Source organism: bacterium (assembly GCA_035549195.1).
GTDB lineage: Bacteria > Oederibacteriota > Muellerivitia > Muellerivitales > Muellerivitaceae > DASZRK01.
The window spans coordinates 1-17513 of record DASZRK010000046.1 but is presented as its reverse complement, the minus strand read 5'-3'; the positions used below and the strand labels follow the sequence as shown (position 1 = coordinate 17513).

Sequence of the window (17513 nt, the reverse complement as noted above, 5' to 3'; positions counted from 1 at the left end):
TTCATTCTGGTCAATCCCAACAACCCCACCGGAAATTACCTTTCTCAGGAGGACCAGGCGGTTCTTTCCGGGTTCCTGAACCACGGCGATCTGGCTTATATCAGCGACGAGGTTTTTTTTGATTTTTCCTATCCAGGAACCTCCCGGGAACCTTGGACTCCACTGGGATGTTTGTCATTCCGGCTGGGTGGGCTCTCCAAAAGCCTGGGTTTACCCCAGCTCAAGCTTTCCTGGATTGTTCTAGGGGGACCGCCTGAGCAGGTTCTCGAATGCCGGGAACGCCTGGAACTGATCGCGGACAGTTACTTGTCGGTCAATGGTCCTGTGCAGGGTGCCCTTCCCGAATTGCTCCAATGGGCCCCAGAATTTCGGGCCCAGGTTCTTGAACGGGTCATGGGGAATCGACGGATCCTCGAAAGGGCCATAGCGCGGTCGGGATTTCTCCGCCTTTGGCCAGCTCAAGGCGGCTGGTACGCCTTAGTGGAAATACGGCAAGGTTCGGACAGATGGGAGAACGACGCGCTCATCGCGATCGAATTATCCAGAAAAGAGGGGGTTTTGACCCATCCAGGAGGCTTTTACGATCTTACAGGCGGAAAATTCCTGGTCTTGAGCTTATTGCCGACGCTTGAAGTCTTTCAAGAAGGCATTGAACGGATGATCCGTTTCTTCAGCGAGGCCGCTCTTAGGACTTAAGTGCCTTTAAGCGCCTTTGGGCTTCCTTGCCCCAATTGGAGTCTTGGGCCTTTTGAGCGACCCAATTCAACTGCTCGAGGGCCTTGGCTTGTTCCTTGTTCTTCAAATAAAGATCGGACAGATTCAAGCGGACTTGAGGACCGATGAAGCTATCCGGATAGGATTTCAAGAACGTCTCTGAAAGCGTGATGGCTTGGGGGACCTGATTCTGGGCCGCCAGGCAAAGGACCTTCCCGAAAAACGACTCATCGCCCAAGGGAGTGTCCTTCAAAGCCTCGGCCGCGGTCTCGAAGCTTCCGTAGGCCTGTTGGTATTGTCCCAAATTGAACTGGCACTTCGCCGTGTAGAACTTGGCCAGTTTCGAGGCTGGGGTTCCCGAATACTTGTCCAGGATCTCCTGGAAGGCCTGCAAGGCATGTTGGTCGCGTTCCACTGCGCTCTTGAAAGGGCCGTTCTGGGGGTCGATCCGGGACTGGAGGTAATACTGTCCCAGGCTCAATTCGTCCTGGGCCTTTTTCTCGTCCTGGGCCCGGCTGGAGAGGTAATAAGGGACCCCAAAGGCGATCAAAAGAACGGCAAAACCCGCCACCGCGACCCATTGCTGATGTGCTTTGGCCCAATCGATGGACTTCTCCAACGAATTCTTGGAATGCAGGCCTGGAATAGCATTGATCGGATGCGACATTTTGATTCCTTAGAATTGGATTTCGACCTTTTCGGCCTTGAGACCGTTGAAACAAAGAAGCCTCCCTGCCGGGAAGGCTCACGATGGTACCCTCGACGCGAATCGAACGCGTGACCTACCCTTTAGGAAAGGGTCGCTCTATCCAACTGAGCTACGAGGGCCTGTCCAAAAGAACCCTCAAAGGGGATTGGAAAATTAGTACTGGATTATAGAGTGGACAGGGGTGCTTTTCAATTTTTCGTGGCCGTTCAGGAATGAAAGATGGATCAAAAAGCAGGCCTCCGCGACCTTGGCCCCCGCCCTTTCGACCAATCGAACGGTCGCCGCCGCAGTTCCCCCTGTGGCCAGCACATCGTCCAGGACCAGGATACGATCGCCTTTCTTCACCGAGTCTTCATGGATCTCCAAGGTGTCCTTGCCGTATTCCAGCTCATAGGTCTCTTGAAGCGTCTTCCAAGGAAGTTTCCCGGGTTTGCGCACAGGAATGAAAGCGATCCCCAGATGGGTCGCCAAGGCACCGCCCAGGATGAACCCACGGGATTCCATCGCCACGATGCCGTCGACTTTGCCCTTCCCATAGCGTTCTCCCAACTGATGGATCACATATTGAAAAGCCTTCCCGTTCTTGAGGAGCGGGGTAATGTCCTTGAAGATGATGCCCTTTTTAGGGAAATCGGGAACATCACGGATGAGACTTTTAAGGTCCATGGATCGGGCTCCGGGGGGATTTCAAAGGCCGAAGACCCTTGGGAAAGGGATGGAAAAGGCGGGTCAGGCGAGGGGGAGTTTACACAAATTCGGCAAGAAGTTCACGGTATTCTTTGCCGCTGGCCTTCATGAGGATCCTGATCTTCTGGAGCGCTTTCTCCTCGATCTGGCGGATACGTTCACGGGTCACGCCGAGCGAGAGGCCCGTCTCCTCGAGGGTCCGGGGCTCATCCTCATTGAACCCGAAGCGCATAAGAATGACCTTTTGTTCCTTATCGGTCAGGGTCTGGATGAGCTTCATGAGCTTCTCCGACCGCAGTTGATTGAACACGCTTTGAGCCGGGCTCCGGACCGTCTTGTCCTCGATGAAATCGGAAATGGAACGGGCGTTGGCTTCGTCCCCCACCGGCACTTCCAGGGACAGGTCCCGTTGGGCCAACCGTTGGAGCTTGTGGATCTTCTCGAACTTGAGCTTGGCGGCCTTGGAGAGCTCCATCAAATTCGGGTCCCGCCCCAGTTTCCGGGTCAGGTCACGGGAGATCCGCTCCATTCGGTTGATATCCTCGGAGACGTGGACCGGCACCCGCACCGTACGGGATTGGTTGGAAAGGGCCCGGGTAATGGATTGGCGGATCCACCAAGTGGCATAGGTGCTGAACTTGAACCCACGACGCCAGGAGAATTTCTCACTGGCCTTGATGAGCCCAAGGTTCCCTTCCTCGATGAGGTCCTGAAAGGCCAGTCCCTGGTTCATGTATTTCTTGGCCACCTTGATGACCAGACGAAGATTTGCGGCGATCAAGGCCTGTTTCGCCTTGAGATCACCCTTTTCGATCCGTTGGGCCAAAGTGACCTCTTCCGGACCGGTCAAGAGCTTGACCCGGGAGATCTCACGGAAATAAAGTTTCAGGCTATCGGTCGTAACACGGTCCGAGGAGTAATTTTCGGTCTTTTTCGGAGGGGTGGAAATGGTCAGGAGCGGAGCTGGAAAGCGCCGGGTCTTGGAGGTCCGTTTCTTCAATCGTTTTTTGGAGGCCATACGCGACTAACCCCTGATTTCGAATTGAGAGTGCTCTTCGCTTTCTTGGGACCATTGGAACTGGGTACTTTCCACCCGGCTTCCGATCGGCCCCATCATTAGACTGTGCATAAACTGTTCCAAAGCCATCTCATTTCCCTGGGCCTGGAATTCAACGCTTCCATCAACGTTATTCCTGACCCATCCCCTGATCCCAAGCTCCAAAGCCTTGTTTTTCGTGAAATAGCGGAATCCAACCCCCTGGACACGACCATGAACCGTTCCCGAAAGGGTTTTGACCATGTTGGCAGTCCCGGATCTTTGGTAGGAAATTTGTCAGTTTTCTGGAAAATGAGGTCTTTTTTGACTTTTGAATGCCGGAAGGAAAACGAAAGAACTGAACACTTGAACACTAGGAAAATGGTCGGGGCGGCAGGATTTGAACCTGCGACCTTTTGCACCCCATGCAACTGCGCTACCGAGCTGCGCCACGCCCCGATATGACCTGTTTCCTAGTACAAAACCCCGGTGGGTGGATCGGAAGACCAGAGGTTTCTGGTCGGGGTGAGAGGATTCGAACCTCCGACCCCTTGGTCCCGAACCAAGTGCGCTAGCCGCTGCGCTACACCCCGTCCAGAAAACTTCCTCCCCGAGGGAAGCCCACTATATGGGAAAAGGACCCCCGGTGCAAGAAAAGAAGGGCGCGAGGTCACCGTAGGATAGGGTATTTTCCCAATATCGACTTGGTCTTTTCAATGAGATGGAACAATTCAACGACCTTTTCCTTGGGTCTCCCCTGGTGCTTTTGAAGAACCATGTTCGTCCCTTCCGGTGGTCCTTCGACCTTGGCGGATATCTCTTGGAAGGACGGACCTGAAGTTCCACGCGGTTTGGGATCTTCTCCTGGAAAAGGATCCAGGGCCGCTTGGGCGTCCAATTCCTGGAGCTTTTGAACCGCACCCGCGATCGTATATTTTTCACCATAAAGCAGCCGCTTGATGGTGGCAGCTACTCGAAGGTCCCGGGACTTATAGGTCCGCTGGCCGGTCGGTGATTTTTGAGGGTTCAATTTACGGAATTCGGTCTCCCAATAACGAAGGACATAGGGCTTCACATCCAACATTTGGGCTGCTTCACCAATGGAATAAAAAAGTTTTTCTTCTTCTGGCATGAATGCCTCAAGCCTTATGGATTTGAGGTTCAGGTCCTCTTCCTCAAGTACTGCTTAAAGCGAGGGCTGGGACGAAAAAAAAGGACCTTTCGCGATCCCAGGGCCACAGCCCGCCCCGTTTTAGGATTCCGAGCCAAGCGCGGACCGCGCGTCCGCCATTCCCATGTGCCCAAACCCACTATAGAAACTTTGCGACCATCCCGCAAGGCACCCAGAATGGACCCAAAAAACGCATCCAAGGCGGCTTCGGCCCTCGAACCCGAAAGTCCGATCCTCGCCAAACGCATCCGAAGGTCCTTGCGCTTGACGACACCCACGTCAAAATTCCTGCTCATTCTTGGCCGAACGCGACATCAGGGACCTGGCCGCTTCCTTGGCGGCTTTTCCCTTGAACAGGACCTGTTCCACTTCACCCGTGATCGGCATTTCAACCTTCCATTGGTTAGCCAAATGACAGGCTGCTCGAGCGGTCCTTACACCCTCCGCCACCATGACCATATCGGCCAACGCCTTCTCAACACCGATCCCCTTCCCCAACCTCTCCCCCAAGGCCCGGTTACGGCTATACCGACTCGTACAGGTCACGATCAGGTCCCCCATGCCCGCCAAACCAGCAAAAGTTGGGGCCTGTGCACCCATCGCCAGGCCCAAGCGGGTCATTTCATGAAGCCCGCGGGTCATGATGGCGGCTTTGCTATTGTCACCCAATCCCAACCCATCTGAAATACCGGCCGCGATTGCAATAACGTTCTTCAGTGCCCCCGCCAACTCCACACCCAATCGGTCCGCCGAGGTATAGACCCGAAATTGCTCCCAATGGAACATCCCCTGGACCCGCTTCGCTTCTTCAAGATCCTCATTGGCGGCTAAAACCGTGGTCGGCAACCCACGGGACACTTCTTCCGCGTGACTAGGTCCGGATAATACTGTAATTGAACCTGCATTCTTGATGTATTTCTTTAAGACCGTGCTCATCCGCTCATCCGTCCCCTCTTCAAGACCTTTGGTCGCGCAAACCAGACTTTGCCCCGAAGAGATCCAAGGGGCGGCCTTCGTGGCAACTTCGCGCATTCCATGGGACGGAACGACAAAAATAATCGCTTCCCTTCCCCGAAGGGCACTCTCCAGGTCGCCTACGACCTCGATTCCGTCCGGCAAACGAACCCCTGGTAAAAGTGCCTTCTCCTCCCGTTCACTTTGGAGCCTCGCCGCCTTGGCCGGATCCCGGGCCCAGAGTAGGACTTGATGACCCGCCCGGTGGAGGTGACCGCTTAAAGCGATACCCCAACTTCCGGCGCCTAAAACACTTACTTTCATTTTTTTCCCTTTTTTGGGGAGCCGATGCGTCTTTCGGTCCCTTGTCGTATCCTTTGAATGTTCTCTCGATGGGTCCACCAGACCATAACAGCTCCCAAGGTCGCCAAACCGGAGGCCCATCCTACCCCATGACGGACCAGGGCCAGGACCGCCATGGTCGTCACCCCCAACAAGCTTCCAACCGATATCATTCGCGTAGAAGCCAAACCAACGGCAAAGGCCGCCGTACCCAAGGCACTTTCCAGGGCTAGAAGACTATAAAAAACACCCACACTCACCCCGATCCCCTTGCCCCCTTTGAATCCCAGGAAGACCGAAAAAACATTCCCCAACAGGACGGCTAACCCGGCCCCCGCCATCCATGCTTCCTCCCCCTTTCCCCAAACACCGGCCAGCTGGACCGCCAAGACGGCCTTGCCGATGTCCAAAAGAAGAGTCAGGATCCCCCACCCAGGTCCGACCGTCCGCCAAACATTGGTCATACCAATGTTGCCACTTCCGTGCTTTCGGACGTCCACCCTTTTGATCGTAAGGACCGACCAATAACCCAAAGGCATGGCCCCTAACAAATATCCGACCACTAAGGAAAAGACAGGATGGATCACTCGGATTCCCTTTTATGTTTTTTGGACCTTCGACGATGTTCGGTTGGGTTAAAGTTCCGTTTGAACCCCTTGGGCTTGAATTCTTTTTTATCCGCCTTTTCCTTCAGCACGACCTGCAAGGGTGTGTTCTCCATGTCGAAGGACTTTCGAAGTTCGGACTCCAGATAACGGACATAAGTAGGGGCCGCGCTTTGCGCTTGATTGACGAATATCTCGAAGGCGGGGGGATGTCCGGGCCTTTGGAACCCATAAAGGACCTTGATCTGGTGGCCCTTACGAAAAGGGGGCGATTGCTTGGAAATGGCCTCCTGAAGGGCCAAGTTCACTTTACGGGTCGGTATCTTTTTACAGCTTTCCTCGTAGACCGCCTTGGCGAACGGCAATACCTTCTCCAGGTTCAATCCCGTCCTGGCCGAAACAAAAAGAACCGGGGCGAAATAAATGGACCTTAATTCCCGTTTGGCGATCCGTTCGGCCCGGGCTTGTTCCGCCCCGTGGGGATGGATGTCCCATTTGTTGATCACAATGACCACGGGCCGGAACGCCTCCCCGATGATCCGGCTGATGGTCACATCCTGATGAGTGATGCCCTTTTCCCCATCGAGAAGGAATAGCACCACTTGGCAGGTCTGCAGTTCGTGAAGGGACTGTTCCACGCTCAATTTCTCGATCCGACTGTCCTGCTGCTTGGTTTGCCGGATACCCGCCGTATCGACCAGGACCAACGAGTCTTGATCCGTTTCGAGGATGACGGGGATGGCATCGTGGGTGGTCCCCGGAAGATCGTCTTCCAATACCCTTTTCTCGCCCAAAATGGAGTTCACGATGGAGGACTTGCCCACGTTGGGCTTGCCCAGTATGGCGATCCGCATGGGATGGGATCCCTCTTGGGGATCGGGAATGGGTTCTTTTCGGGCCGGCAACCGTTTCAAAGCGTCCGTCAGGGAATCCAAAAGGTCGTCCAGTCCGATCCCATGCATGGCCGAGATCGGGAAGACATGGTCAAAGCCCAGCCGGGCGAACTCGGAAGCCGCCTCGTCCCGGACCTCGAAGCGGTCCACTTTATTGACCACCAACCAGGTCGGAAGTCCATATTTGCGCACCGCCCGGGTGATCCATTCATCCGCCGGGGTCAACCCCTCCAAACCGTCCATGACCAGCAGGAGGACGCGCACCCGCCTGATCCTTTCCTCGAGAAAGGAGCCCACCTTCAAGGCGATGGAGTCCTTCTCGCCTGGGACCCATCCTCCTGAGTCGGTCATCGTGAAGTCAAAACCGTTCCATTCGACATCGAAACTTTTCAGGTCGCGGGTGGAACCGGGTTGATTGTCCACCAGAGCCAGGGACCTCCCCGCCAAGCGGTTGAACAGGGTCGATTTTCCCACGTTCGGTCGGCCCAGGATGAGGATCTCAGGGATGTTCTTTTTCTTGGAAAAATCGTTGGGGCGTGTCATGGAACCTTCCGGGTCGGCGGACCGAGGGTCATCAGCATCTGGAACGGGAGGATTTTACTTAATTTCAGGGGGGAACAGGGTGAAAAGAGACCGGCCGTTGCTCAATCGTTCGACGGTTCCACTTCCTTCTCGACCGTGAAGTCCTGCAGCTCGGGTGTCACGACTTCACCCGTTCCCAGGATGACTTGGGACTGAAAATGATAGATCCCTTCCGGAACCTTCTTGAGCATCCAGAGGATGTCGAAAAGATCCGTTCCCTCCCCTTGAAGGTCCGCGACCTTGTTGAAGGTGCGGTCGTAGATACGGACCAAGGCCTTCGCCGGCCCTTTGGCGACTATCCGAAAGATCGCCTTTTTTCCACGGACCGGATCGGACAGGATGAAGACCCGGGCCAATCCTTCCGCGCCTTCCCCCTCCGCATCCATTGGCCGGGTGGGGCTAGGGGCCGGATCGGTACCGGGTGTGACGGTCGGTCCTGGGGTCCCAGTGGCGGTCGGGGAGGGAGACGGAGTGGGGGTCTTCGAGGGTTTGTCCCGGACGATCTTTTTGCGGTTCCGCGGCTTAGGCGACCTCTTGACGGAGGCAGCCTCCCCCGGGATCAAGGTCGGAGAAACCCGAAAAGGGATCGGCGTCACTGGATCGGCTTGGGCACCGAGGACCCCGGCCAAGAACCAAGGACACAATAGCATTAGGGACCGCCCAAGTCTCATCCTGTCACCTTCACCGTCGTTGAAAGACTTTTGACATCCTCAACGTTCGAAATGCGGTTATCCGTATCGACCTTCCGGACCAAGGACCCATAGACCTTCCCGGGGCCGACCTCCACCCAGGTCCGGAATCCCCTTTGGTTCACCTTTTGGACGGTGGTGACCCAGTCCACGGGTTTGGAATATTGACAGGTCAAAACCTCACGGACCGCCTCGGGAGTCCCCACGTATTCCCCGTCCCAGCAACGGTGAAAGGCGATCTTGGGGTTCTTCAATCGAACATCGCCCAGACACTCCACCAGGAGCGCTTCCATCGCTTTCTCCAATTCCACGGCCTTTTCGGAGAACAAGGGGCCTCGTTTCGGCTGGGGATTGGTCTTGATCTGCCGGTTTCCACGGACCTCGGACTCCAGGGATCGGACCGCTTCCTCGGGCCCCCACAGCACGAAAGTGTCCGGGGCCAGGGCCTGGGTCACGATCAGTTCGCCCTCTTCCCGCAAGAGGCTCGGCTTCAGTCGATCCCAAGGCGTGCCGGTGATGAAAAGACCGCTTCCCGGGTTCATCTCCGCGAAATCCCGTAAAAGCCCGGCCCGCCGAACGATGAATTGGAGCGCATTGGCAAAAGGGATGCTCTCGGCGGCCACCAGAGCCGCCACCTCCCCAACACCGATCCCGGTCAAGAGTTCCGGTTTCCGCCGGTTCTGTACCAATGGATCGAAAAAAGCGACGTCGCTGAGGAACGTGATCAGGTGGGCATGCAGCAGGATGTCCTGGTCCTCCTGGGGACCCAGGAAGCAGATCTTGGCGATCTTCATCTGCAGGAGCTTTTCGGCCTTATCGAAAAGGTCCCGGACCGTAATGGACTTGGCGTAGAATTCCTTGCCCATTCCGACATATTGGGAACCTTCGTTCGGGAAGATGGCGACGATCCGGGCCATCAGCGGCCCATTCCGGCCGGAACTTCGGGCCTCACGGGGCTTGCTCCGTCATGCTTGCCTTTTCCATGGCGGTCTTGGCCGCCAGCATCATGTCGCGGGTCATGTCGGCGATGGCCGGGAAGCTCCGGATCTCCTTGCTGGCCAGGGCCCGGCCATAATAGTTCCGGGCCTCGCGGTAATCGCCCAGCCGACGATGGAGTTCCCCGATCAGGTAAAGGATCCCCGGTTCCCCGAGCTTTTCGGGAAGATCACCGCCCTTCTCGTGGTAATCCTTGTAGGCTTTTACCGCCTCGGCCATGGCGGCCTTCTCCCGTTCCAGGTCCCCCCGAAGCCGGTTGATCCAGACCAGGTGCATGTAAAGCCCCGCCAGGGTCCCCAGCGCCGAATAGGACCGCATCTTCGTGAAGGCGATCGCCAGTTCGTGGCGTTTCAAGGAGACTTCCGGCGCCATAGGCCCTAATCCGAAGATCTCCGGTTTTTTCTTGCCGGATTCCCGGACCATCTTGCTGGCTTCCATGACCTTGGTCTCGTAGTCGGGCCGGATGGAATCGAAATCCTTGTTCAGGGCGGCAAAAGTGCAGTTGGGGCAGACGGTCACGGCGTAAAGGTAGGCGCACTCACCCTCGTAGATATTGCCGAAATCCGTCATCTTCTCCTTGATCTTGATGACCGAGGAGCGCATGCGGCTGGTCTCGAACTCGAACTTACAGAAAGGGCAATTGATTTTTTTGTTCCAAAGGCTGGAGCTCATGGGTCCTCCGGCCGCAACTATACCACGGCGGGGTCCCCCGGGAACAAGACGGATGGACCGGTCACTTCCGTTTTTTATCCTTGGGTGCGGGCGCCAATGAATCCACCCAGGCCTTGGCCATCTGTTCGATGGAAACTTCCTTGGCCCATTGGAACCCGCCCTGCACTTCCTGGCTTGTAAAACGGGACTCCAGATGGATGACCAGGGAGACCATCCGGTCCTTGGTCTGCTGGCGGCAGGTGGGATGGGAAAGGGCCACCATCAGGATACCGATGGCCTTTCGTTCCAGGCCTTGGGCCTTGAGCAATTGGGAGACGCCCACCAGGGCGTCCATCAATAATGGTTTGCATCCCGTCGGAAGGACCTCGACGACGGCTTTCTGTAAATGATCCTGGGCGGCGACTAGGTCCTTGCGGGCGCAGGCGATCTCCCCCAAATGGATCCGGACGGCCACCTTTCCCAGAAGATCGGGCCGCTTTTGGAACGACTTCAAGGCCTCTTCGAAATAGGCTTTGGCCTGGAGAAAGTGCTCCCGGAAAAGCTCCACCGTTGCCCGGTGATAGAATTCCCAGGCCTTGACCTCCTCGTCGGCCCCGATGCCCTCCATCAGTTCATGGCTTTTGTAATAGGACTTTTCCGCCTCCAGGTCATCCCGCATGGCCAGTTTCAAATTCCCGATCTGGTCATGGACCCATGCCTGACCACGGAGGTCCCGGGCTTCCTCGTAAAGAAAAAGGGCTTCCGCAAAAAGCCGACCGGCTTCCGAATAATCGCCTGTCGCCCAGCTCGAGATGCCCAAAAAGCCCTTGGCCCTGGCGATCCCAGGTTTTTCTCCTATCTGCAAGAAACACTTCAAGGCTTCATGATAGGTCATGATCGCTTGGCCATAGTGGCCCATCAGGTCCAGGACACGCGCGGATCCCTGAAGGGCCGCGGCCAATTCCTTGACGCTATCGGCAGCGTTCGCCTGCTGCGCTACTTTCGTGTAATGGCCTTGGGCCTTCCGAAGATCGGATGTGCGCAGGGCCTCGTCCCCTTTTTCCAATTCGGCTTGAAAAGAATTCGGCTGTTTCGTGGTTCCTTTTTTCGACGGAACGGGTTTCACGATTTCCTCCTAGAGCTTATAGCTCGGACGGGATGAATGGATGGACCAAGTACGTTGATGGAAGGGAAGAAGGCGGGCAGGCCTGGAAGGTAACCGACAGTCCTATTCTAATTCTTAATATTCCGGAATGTGGAGAAATTTCTAAATTAAGAGTTCAGGGGCTAAAACGCTCAAATTGGCCATTCAATCTTTCAGGTCGAAGGAGAAGGTAATGACTCCCGATTGGTCGGCTTGGGGAAGATTGGAGGACAAGGGTTCGAATTCCCATTGGATCAAGGCTTCATAAACGACCCGATCCAATTCCCGATAACCGGATGTCTGCTCCAATTGGAGTTCGTTCTCCTTCAAAAGGCCATTGGGGAGGACCACCATTCGGAACTTGACCATGGCTTCAATTCCCTGTTTTCGGGCCCAGTCCGGATAGGCCGGATCGACCCGGCGTTTGATCGCCCGAGCGGCCAATTCGCCTTCGATGTTGGGGCTCCCTTCTGGGGCACCTGCGGTCCCCATATGCCCCAGGCCCGCCGTGGTCTTGATCTCGGCCGTTTCATTCTTCCTGTTCTCCAAACCGATCGGGGCTTCTTTGGACAAATGCTCCAAATAAGCCTCTTGGGAGGCCTTCCCAGCGTGATGGACCGGTTTAGGAGGCCTTTTCACCGACACTTCCGGTCTAGGGGAGGACGGGGGTTCGGGTTGGGCTTGGGGCTGGCTGACCGATCCGAACTCTCCCTCGGTCGCCGCTTTCGGAAGCTCCTGGGGCTGGGTGCCCGCCTGGGTCGCGAGGGATCCCAATCCGTTCCCTTGGGACATCTGTCCGATCAAGGTCAGGTCCATCATCAAGGGGGTATGGACCACGAGGAAGGACTGGTAGACCCAGAAGAGCAGGGCCAACAATAGCGCATGCAAGAGGGCCGAATAACCGAGCGACCGCCAGAAGGAAAGATCCATGGCGCCTTGGGAATCCGTGCGCCCCATCAGGGCTTCCCACCTTGCCCATCATTCGGAAGTTCGACCGAAATGCCCATTTTGACCACACCCGCCTGGTAGGCCTTCGAAAGGACCTCCGTGACGGTCCCATGGGACACGTTCTTGTCCGCACTGAGCAGGAAGACGGCGTTGGGGCGCTCTTTCAGGAGCGAAGCGAGTTTGGCGGCCAGTTCGTCCAAGGGAGTTTCCTGGTCGTTCAGGAAGATACGGTCCCCCTGGGCCACCATCACGGTGATGGTCTCCGGAAGGTTCGGCGAGGGCGCGGCCACCTTAGGTAGCTTGACCTGGAAGGTTCCCTGGAAAAGGAACGGCGTGGTCACCATGAAAATGACCAGGAGCACCAACACCACGTCGGTGAAGGGCACCATATTGATCTCGGCCACCAGCTTGGGGGATCCCCTTAATCGGCTTCGCATGGATGTTCCTTTCGATGGAAGGGTGGTTCCCTTGTCCTACTCCAGCCGCTCGGTCATTTCGGAGATGACGATCTCGGCCTCCTGAGCCATGACATTCAACCGCGCTTGGAACAGGTTGTAGATGAAAACCGACGTGATGGCGACAAAAAGCCCGGCAGCGGTGGCGATCAAGGCCTCGGCAATGCCCTCGGAGACCACCGCGGCCCCGCCGGCGTTGGAAATGGCCAGGTCCCGGAAAGCCCGGATGATGCCCAGCACCGTCCCGAAAAGACCGATGAAGGGCGCGATCGAACCGATCGTGGCGAGGAAGGGGAGACGCCTTTCCATGAGGATCAACTGGCCCTTGGCTTCCCGCTCCATGGCTTCCTGGATGTTCCGCCGGTCCGCTCGGGCCTGCAGTCCGGCCCGAACGACCAAGGCCAGGAGGGTCCCATTGCGGTCGCAAGCCTCCAGGGATTCGGACAGGTTCTTACGGTCCAGAAAAGGTTCGAGCCCGGCCAGGACGCTTTCCCTTCCCTGGTAACGCGACCGGTAATAGCTCCACCGGTCATAAAGGACCGCGAAGACCACGACCGACAAAAGGACCAAAAGGCCGATCGCCCATCCTCCCTTCATCACCGCCTGGATCAACGAAAAATCATGGTTCATGCCGTCCTCCCGAATTTTGCCCGTTCATCCGGGCTTCAAAAGATCGTTTCGATCCCCGCCCGCAGGTGGAACCGGGGTTCCCAATAACCGGGTTGGAGCTGGAAATCCTGCCCGGTCAGGTTATCCCCGTCCAACCAGAGGGAAAGGGACCTTTCCAGATGATAGGTGGCGGCCAAGCCCAGGGTCAAATGGCCGTCCAAGGTCCCGGGCGCGTCCTCAAAAGCGCCCATGGCCCCGACATAGGCCAGTTCCAACCTCGTCTCCAACTTATCATCCCCCCGGTAGAGGGAGAGGATGGCCTTTTGGTCGGGCAACCCGGTGATCGAGCGGCCGTCCCCACTTTGGTTCTCCGCCCAGTTCCTCTGATAAACGGCCGCGACCTGCCAATCCCTCTGGAAATTCCACTGAAGGCTCGCCCCGGCGCGCGTGAGCTGGACCTGACCCAAGGTCGAATAGTCCTGGACATAGGTCGGCGAAGCGCCTTGCAGGTCGGTCCATTGGTGATAACCCTGGACCCGGCCCGTCGAGCCGGACAATGAGAAAAGGATATCCTCCGAAACCTTCTGGGAATAACGCCCACCCCATTGGTCCGAGTCCTCGGTGGGACTGGGCAGCCCGGTCGCCGGAGCCGTCCTTTCCTGGGAAACGAAAACATCCTGGAACCATCCCAAGGTCCGGCGATTGGCCCAGAAAAGGTCGATCTGGCTGTTCCCGAAGACCCGCCAGGTCATGTTCAAGGCAGGATAAAGGGCCAGCGGAAGATCGAACCCGTTCCCCGCCTGGGCTTGCAAGCGGGCGTCCAGGCTCAAGGATCCGGTCCATTGAAAGGTCCCCTGGGCCTCGATCCAACCCCAGTCATACCCGGGGACCCCTGGGCCCGGAAGATCGGAGGAGGCATGACGAACTCCCGCGGAAAGGACCGCCTTGTTCAACAAGGGATCCAGGGCCTCCGCGGTCCACTTCGCCTGGCCTTCCCATTCTTCCACCCGATGGCTTTGGGGAGCGAAGTCCCAGGCCTGGGAACCGGTCACTTTCCCTTCCACTCCCGCTTCCAAGCGTGTCAGGTCCGGGAAGGTCCAATGGGCCTTGGCGGAAAGGCCCCAAGCGTCCAATAGCTCCCGGACGGAACCTTGATAGGGCAATTCGGCATCCCGACGGGAGAACCGGCCTCCGATCGCAAGCCCCAAGGGTCCCTTCGACAGGACCTCGGTCTGGAGTCCCAAACCCCATCTTCGGTCCCCATCCTTCCCGGACCCGGTCGTTTCCCCGCCCCAGTTGGAATAGGAACCATCGAGGAGATATTGGAAGTCCTTGAACTGCTGACCCCATAGCCCCCAACCGCCGTAGGTTTCCGGGATGCCGCCGCCCAGATGCAGGACCAAGGCATGGTCCCGTGCGGGACCGCTTTCCTCGGTCGAAAGGGCCGTAAAGGTCTTGTTCAACCCCGGCAGGTCGTCCCGGGACCTTTCCAATCCCGTCAGGTCGCGACTGCCCAAGGTCACATCGTTCTCTTGCGTGGAGAGGCGCTTGGCCCCGATGGTCAGCTCGTTCTCCCCCGTGATGACCACTTCCGGGAGGGAGAATTCGGGCATGACGGTCGGACGGGCCGTGGCCGGGGCCTTTTCCCCTTCGCCCTGGGAAGGTTTTGGGTTCGAAGCGGTGGAGCCTTCGGATTCGGCCGGGACCGAGCTCGGTTTCGAGATCTCCGGCTGCTTTTCATCCTGGGACCCGGGACCGCTCTGGGGTGCCGGGGCCAGGGCATCGGGGTCGGGGGTCGTCCCCTCGGCCCAAAGGGAGACGCCGGAAGCCAAAAGAAGCGCCAGGGAAATGGTCCGGAGGACGGGAAAGGGCCTTTTCACGGTCCCTTCCCTTTTTTCGGTTGGGGCCGGTGGGTTTTCTTAAGGAAAGGCTCCAGGGCTTTGAGCCGTTTCTCGGTCGCGACCCGGTAGGCCGTGACTTTCGTGTAATCCAGTATCCTCCGGTAGGCCTTGTCCGCCTTCGTATATTCCTTCTGGGCCTCATAGCTTTCCGCGATCTTGGCGTAAGCGGTCACCACCCATTGGTCCTGGGCGGGGTACTTCCGGATGAGATCGTCGAATTCCTTCCGGGCCTGGTCGAAGTGCTGGGTCTGTTTCAAAAGGTCCGCGTGGTAAAAGGAGGCTTCCACGGCCAGGTCCACGTTCGTCGAGGCCATGGTCACCTCGTAGGCCTTCAAGGCCTCCGGAACGGACCCGGTCTTTTCCAGCAAGAGTCCTGCCTGCAGGCCCGCCTCCTGGGCCAAGGGGTCCCCTCCGTGCTCCTTCATGAGCTTTTGAAAATAACCCAGGGCCTTATCGGGATGCTTGAGCTGCTTTTCACAGACCGCGCTATTGAACAAGGCATGGGTGGCCAAGCGATGGTCGGGGTAGCGGGTGAAGATCCCCTCATAGGCCTCCAATGCCTGCCGGTATTTCCCCGTTTCGAAATAGACCGACCCCAGGCTGAATTGCCCTTCGAGGGCCAACGGGTCGCTCGGGAATTTATTCAGGAGGTCCTGGAAGACGGGGATCGCCTCCGGGTTCTTGCCCCGCCGGACGTAGGCCGTTCCCTCCCAGAAAAGGGCCCGGGGAGCCTCGGGGCTGTCCGGATATTTCAACAACAGCGCCTGATAGGCCTCGATCGCGTCCTGGTATTTCGCCTGGTGGAAGAGGCCGTCGGCCAGGCGGTATTGGATCTCCGCGGCAAAGGGGCTGTTGGGGAATTTGGCCAGGAAGGATCGGGCCACTTGGGAGGAGGCCTCCTTCTCACCCAATTTTTCGGACGACCATTGAAGGCCATAAAGGGCGTCCGGCAGGAGTTTGCTGTCGGGATAATGGTCCAGGAACGACTGGTAGGCTGTCTTTGAATCCTGGAACTTTTGGAGATTGAAAAGACAATCCGCGTAACGAAGGCTTGCCTCCGCGGCCAGGTCGTCCTTCGGGTAGTCCTCTTCCACCTTCCGGAACCCTTCGGCCGCCGGGCCGAATTCCTTGGAACGGAAATGGGCCCAAGCGCTCCAATAGAAGAGCCGGGGCCTCCGGTCCTCCGCTTCGGGTCGGCTCGACAGCTCGGCCCAAGTCTTCTCCGCCTCGGTGAATTTTTCCTGGCGATATTGGCACCATCCCACCTGTTCCACCGCGTCCAGTCCGACGGCGCCAGCGGCCGTTTTGAGGGATGTGGATTGGTAGGCCTCCTGGGCCTTCGGATATTGATGGAGGTTGTAATAGCAATCCCCGATCCGCAACTGGGCTTCCAGCCCCAACGGGGCTCCGGGCGCGCGTCGGACGGCCTTTTGAAAGGCCTCCAGGGCATCCGGATACCTTTCCTGTTGGAAATAGCTCCATCCGAGCCCGGAGTAGCAGCCCAGGATCAAATTGTCCGGCAATCCCCCTTCCAAGGCCTTGCGATATTGGAGGATGGCTTCGTCGTAATGCTTCAAGCCGTAAGCGGATTCGGCCCCCGCCCAATAGGACCGGGCCCTGATCTCCCCCTCGGCCTTTCCCTGGACCTTTTGGAACTCTTCCAAGGCCAGGTCGTAGCGGCCTTGGGCGTAGTCGCACCACCCCACCCAATAAGCCGAGGCCCGGGCCAATTCCACCGGTGCATTCATGGATAGCCGGGTATAGATCTCCCGGGCATCGACCCAGTTTCCCGAAAGGTATTGGCAGCCGGCCAGCAGGTATTGGGCATCCCAATTCAGGACGCTTTCCGGACGGAAATTGGAAACGGCCAGGAAATGCCGGGCGGCCGGATCGTAATTTTGCTGGGAATAATCCAGCCAGCCCAGGCCGAACTCCAAAAGATCGGCGGGCGGTCGTCCATTCGCCAGTTCCAGTCCCTGGCCATAGGCCTGCCGCGCCAGGTCCGGCTTCTGCGCCCTGGTCGCCAGGCTTCCCACGCGCACCGCCGCCCAGGGGGCCAGGAGATGGTCCGGGTGTTCCTTCAGGACCTTTTGAAAGGAAGCCAGTGCCCCCGGAAGATCTCCGGATTTTTCCTGGGCCCAGCCGATACCGTAAAGGGCCGGGACTTGGAGGGGATCCCCGGGATAGGCCGATAGGAAATCCTGGTAACGGGCTTTGGCCTCCTCGTTCTTTCCCATCCGGAAATAGGTCTCGGCTTCCTGGAACCGGCACAATTTCAGGAGGGGTTCCTCCGGCTTGGCGGTCCTGACCTTCCGGAACGCCTCCAGGGCCTTGTCGTAATCCTGGACCTGGAAAAGACACCATCCGCCCAGGTAGCGGACCAGATCGGCATAACGATAGTCCGGATCCTCTTCCAGGATCCGGGCA

18 protein-coding genes and 3 tRNA genes are annotated in these 17513 nt (G+C 57.6%); 1 reads left to right on the top strand and 20 read right to left on the bottom strand.

The annotated features are described in order from the left end of the window. Positions 1-696 (top strand): pyridoxal phosphate-dependent aminotransferase (locus VHE12_09075; protein ID HVZ80934.1); only part of this gene is annotated, 696 nt, incomplete at its 5' end. Here VHE12_09075 and VHE12_09070 read toward each other — a convergent pair. The 20 genes from VHE12_09070 to VHE12_08975 form a co-directional block, all read right to left on the bottom strand. Then, positions 686-1381 carry a tetratricopeptide repeat protein gene (locus VHE12_09070; GenBank protein ID HVZ80933.1) on the bottom strand — a complete coding sequence of 232 codons (696 nt, stop codon included), beginning with the start codon at positions 1379-1381 and terminating at the stop codon, positions 686-688. The two genes, VHE12_09075 and VHE12_09070, sit on opposite strands and share 11 nt — an antisense overlap. Positions 1382-1465: 84 nt before the next feature. Further along, a tRNA-Arg gene (locus VHE12_09065) sits at positions 1466-1542 on the bottom strand. 34 nt (positions 1543-1576) lie between these two features. Then, positions 1577-2089 (bottom strand): adenine phosphoribosyltransferase, encoded by a 513-nt coding sequence (locus tag VHE12_09060; protein HVZ80932.1) that lies wholly within the window; start codon positions 2087-2089, stop codon positions 1577-1579. A 79-nt stretch (positions 2090-2168) separates the two neighbouring features. After that, complete coding sequence (locus VHE12_09055; protein ID HVZ80931.1) at positions 2169-3110, bottom strand: sigma-70 family RNA polymerase sigma factor; 942 nt, start codon at positions 3108-3110, stop codon at positions 2169-2171. Between the two features lie 24 nt (positions 3111-3134). Then, positions 3135-3410: an acylphosphatase gene (locus VHE12_09050; protein HVZ80930.1), complete on the bottom strand. Its 276-nt coding sequence runs from the start codon at positions 3408-3410 to the stop codon at positions 3135-3137. A gap of 118 nt (positions 3411-3528) precedes the next feature. Beyond that, positions 3529-3605, bottom strand: a tRNA-Pro gene (locus VHE12_09045). 58 nt (positions 3606-3663) lie between these two features. Further along, a tRNA-Pro gene (locus VHE12_09040) sits at positions 3664-3739 on the bottom strand. Between the two features lie 77 nt (positions 3740-3816). Then, positions 3817-4278, bottom strand: coding sequence for a MerR family transcriptional regulator (locus tag VHE12_09035; protein HVZ80929.1), 462 nt, complete (start codon positions 4276-4278; stop codon positions 3817-3819). Positions 4279-4596: 318 nt separating this feature from the next. Then, a complete protein-coding gene (locus VHE12_09030) occupies positions 4597-5595 on the bottom strand; it encodes an NAD(P)H-dependent glycerol-3-phosphate dehydrogenase (GenBank protein HVZ80928.1) in 999 nt (332 codons plus the stop codon). Then, on the bottom strand, positions 5592-6200 hold the full coding sequence (locus VHE12_09025) for a glycerol-3-phosphate acyltransferase (protein HVZ80927.1): 609 nt from the start codon (positions 6198-6200) through the stop codon (positions 5592-5594). Before VHE12_09025 ends, VHE12_09030 begins: the two co-directional genes overlap by 4 nt. Next, entirely contained in the window at positions 6197-7654 is a 1458-nt protein-coding gene (der, locus tag VHE12_09020; protein ID HVZ80926.1) for a ribosome biogenesis GTPase Der, read from the bottom strand. The genes VHE12_09025 and der overlap by 4 nt, the downstream gene beginning before the upstream one ends. 101 nt (positions 7655-7755) lie before the next feature. Next, positions 7756-8322 carry a hypothetical protein gene (locus VHE12_09015; GenBank protein HVZ80925.1) on the bottom strand — a complete coding sequence of 189 codons (567 nt, stop codon included), beginning with the start codon at positions 8320-8322 and terminating at the stop codon, positions 7756-7758. A gap of 38 nt (positions 8323-8360) precedes the next feature. Next, the gene (locus VHE12_09010) at positions 8361-9299 is read right to left on the bottom strand and encodes an ACP S-malonyltransferase (GenBank protein ID HVZ80924.1); all 939 of its coding nucleotides are present in this window, start codon (positions 9297-9299) and stop codon (positions 8361-8363) included. Positions 9300-9330: 31 nt separating this feature from the next. Next, positions 9331-10050, bottom strand: coding sequence for a DUF2225 domain-containing protein (locus tag VHE12_09005; GenBank protein HVZ80923.1), 720 nt, complete (start codon positions 10048-10050; stop codon positions 9331-9333). Between the two features lie 61 nt (positions 10051-10111). Next, the gene (locus VHE12_09000) at positions 10112-11155 is read right to left on the bottom strand and encodes a hypothetical protein (protein ID HVZ80922.1); all 1044 of its coding nucleotides are present in this window, start codon (positions 11153-11155) and stop codon (positions 10112-10114) included. Positions 11156-11338: 183 nt separating this feature from the next. Next, positions 11339-12130 carry a TonB family protein gene (locus tag VHE12_08995; GenBank protein HVZ80921.1) on the bottom strand — a complete coding sequence of 264 codons (792 nt, stop codon included), beginning with the start codon at positions 12128-12130 and terminating at the stop codon, positions 11339-11341. Then, positions 12130-12558, bottom strand: coding sequence for a biopolymer transporter ExbD (locus VHE12_08990; protein HVZ80920.1), 429 nt, complete (start codon positions 12556-12558; stop codon positions 12130-12132). Before VHE12_08990 ends, VHE12_08995 begins: the two co-directional genes overlap by 1 nt. A gap of 36 nt (positions 12559-12594) precedes the next feature. Further along, complete coding sequence (locus VHE12_08985) at positions 12595-13206, bottom strand: MotA/TolQ/ExbB proton channel family protein (protein HVZ80919.1); 612 nt, start codon at positions 13204-13206, stop codon at positions 12595-12597. Between the two features lie 35 nt (positions 13207-13241). Then, a complete protein-coding gene (locus tag VHE12_08980; protein HVZ80918.1) occupies positions 13242-15065 on the bottom strand; it encodes a hypothetical protein in 1824 nt (607 codons plus the stop codon). Further along, positions 15062-17513: tetratricopeptide repeat protein (locus VHE12_08975; protein HVZ80917.1), on the bottom strand; the 2452-nt coding region annotated here is incomplete at its 5' end. The genes VHE12_08975 and VHE12_08980, both read right to left, overlap by 4 nt.

What these genes read in the sequence shown, in the direction of transcription:
- VHE12_09070 (HVZ80933.1), bottom strand. Translation starts at nt 1,381, where the DNA reads ATGTCGCATCCGATCAATGCTATTCCAGGCCTGCATTCCAAGAATTCG.
- VHE12_09060 (HVZ80932.1), bottom strand. Translation starts at nt 2,089, where the DNA reads ATGGACCTTAAAAGTCTCATCCGTGATGTTCCCGATTTCCCTAAAAAG.
- VHE12_09050 (HVZ80930.1), bottom strand. Translation starts at nt 3,410, where the DNA reads ATGGTCAAAACCCTTTCGGGAACGGTTCATGGTCGTGTCCAGGGGGTT.
- VHE12_09035 (HVZ80929.1), bottom strand. Translation starts at nt 4,278, where the DNA reads ATGCCAGAAGAAGAAAAACTTTTTTATTCCATTGGTGAAGCAGCCCAA.
- VHE12_09030 (HVZ80928.1), bottom strand. Translation starts at nt 5,595, where the DNA reads ATGAAAGTAAGTGTTTTAGGCGCCGGAAGTTGGGGTATCGCTTTAAGC.
- der (HVZ80926.1), bottom strand. Translation starts at nt 7,654, where the DNA reads ATGACACGCCCCAACGATTTTTCCAAGAAAAAGAACATCCCTGAGATC.
- VHE12_09010 (HVZ80924.1), bottom strand. Translation starts at nt 9,299, where the DNA reads ATGGCCCGGATCGTCGCCATCTTCCCGAACGAAGGTTCCCAATATGTC.
- VHE12_09005 (HVZ80923.1), bottom strand. Translation starts at nt 10,050, where the DNA reads ATGAGCTCCAGCCTTTGGAACAAAAAAATCAATTGCCCTTTCTGTAAG.
- VHE12_08995 (HVZ80921.1), bottom strand. Translation starts at nt 12,130, where the DNA reads ATGGGGCGCACGGATTCCCAAGGCGCCATGGATCTTTCCTTCTGGCGG.
- VHE12_08990 (HVZ80920.1), bottom strand. Translation starts at nt 12,558, where the DNA reads ATGCGAAGCCGATTAAGGGGATCCCCCAAGCTGGTGGCCGAGATCAAT.
- VHE12_08985 (HVZ80919.1), bottom strand. Translation starts at nt 13,206, where the DNA reads ATGAACCATGATTTTTCGTTGATCCAGGCGGTGATGAAGGGAGGATGG.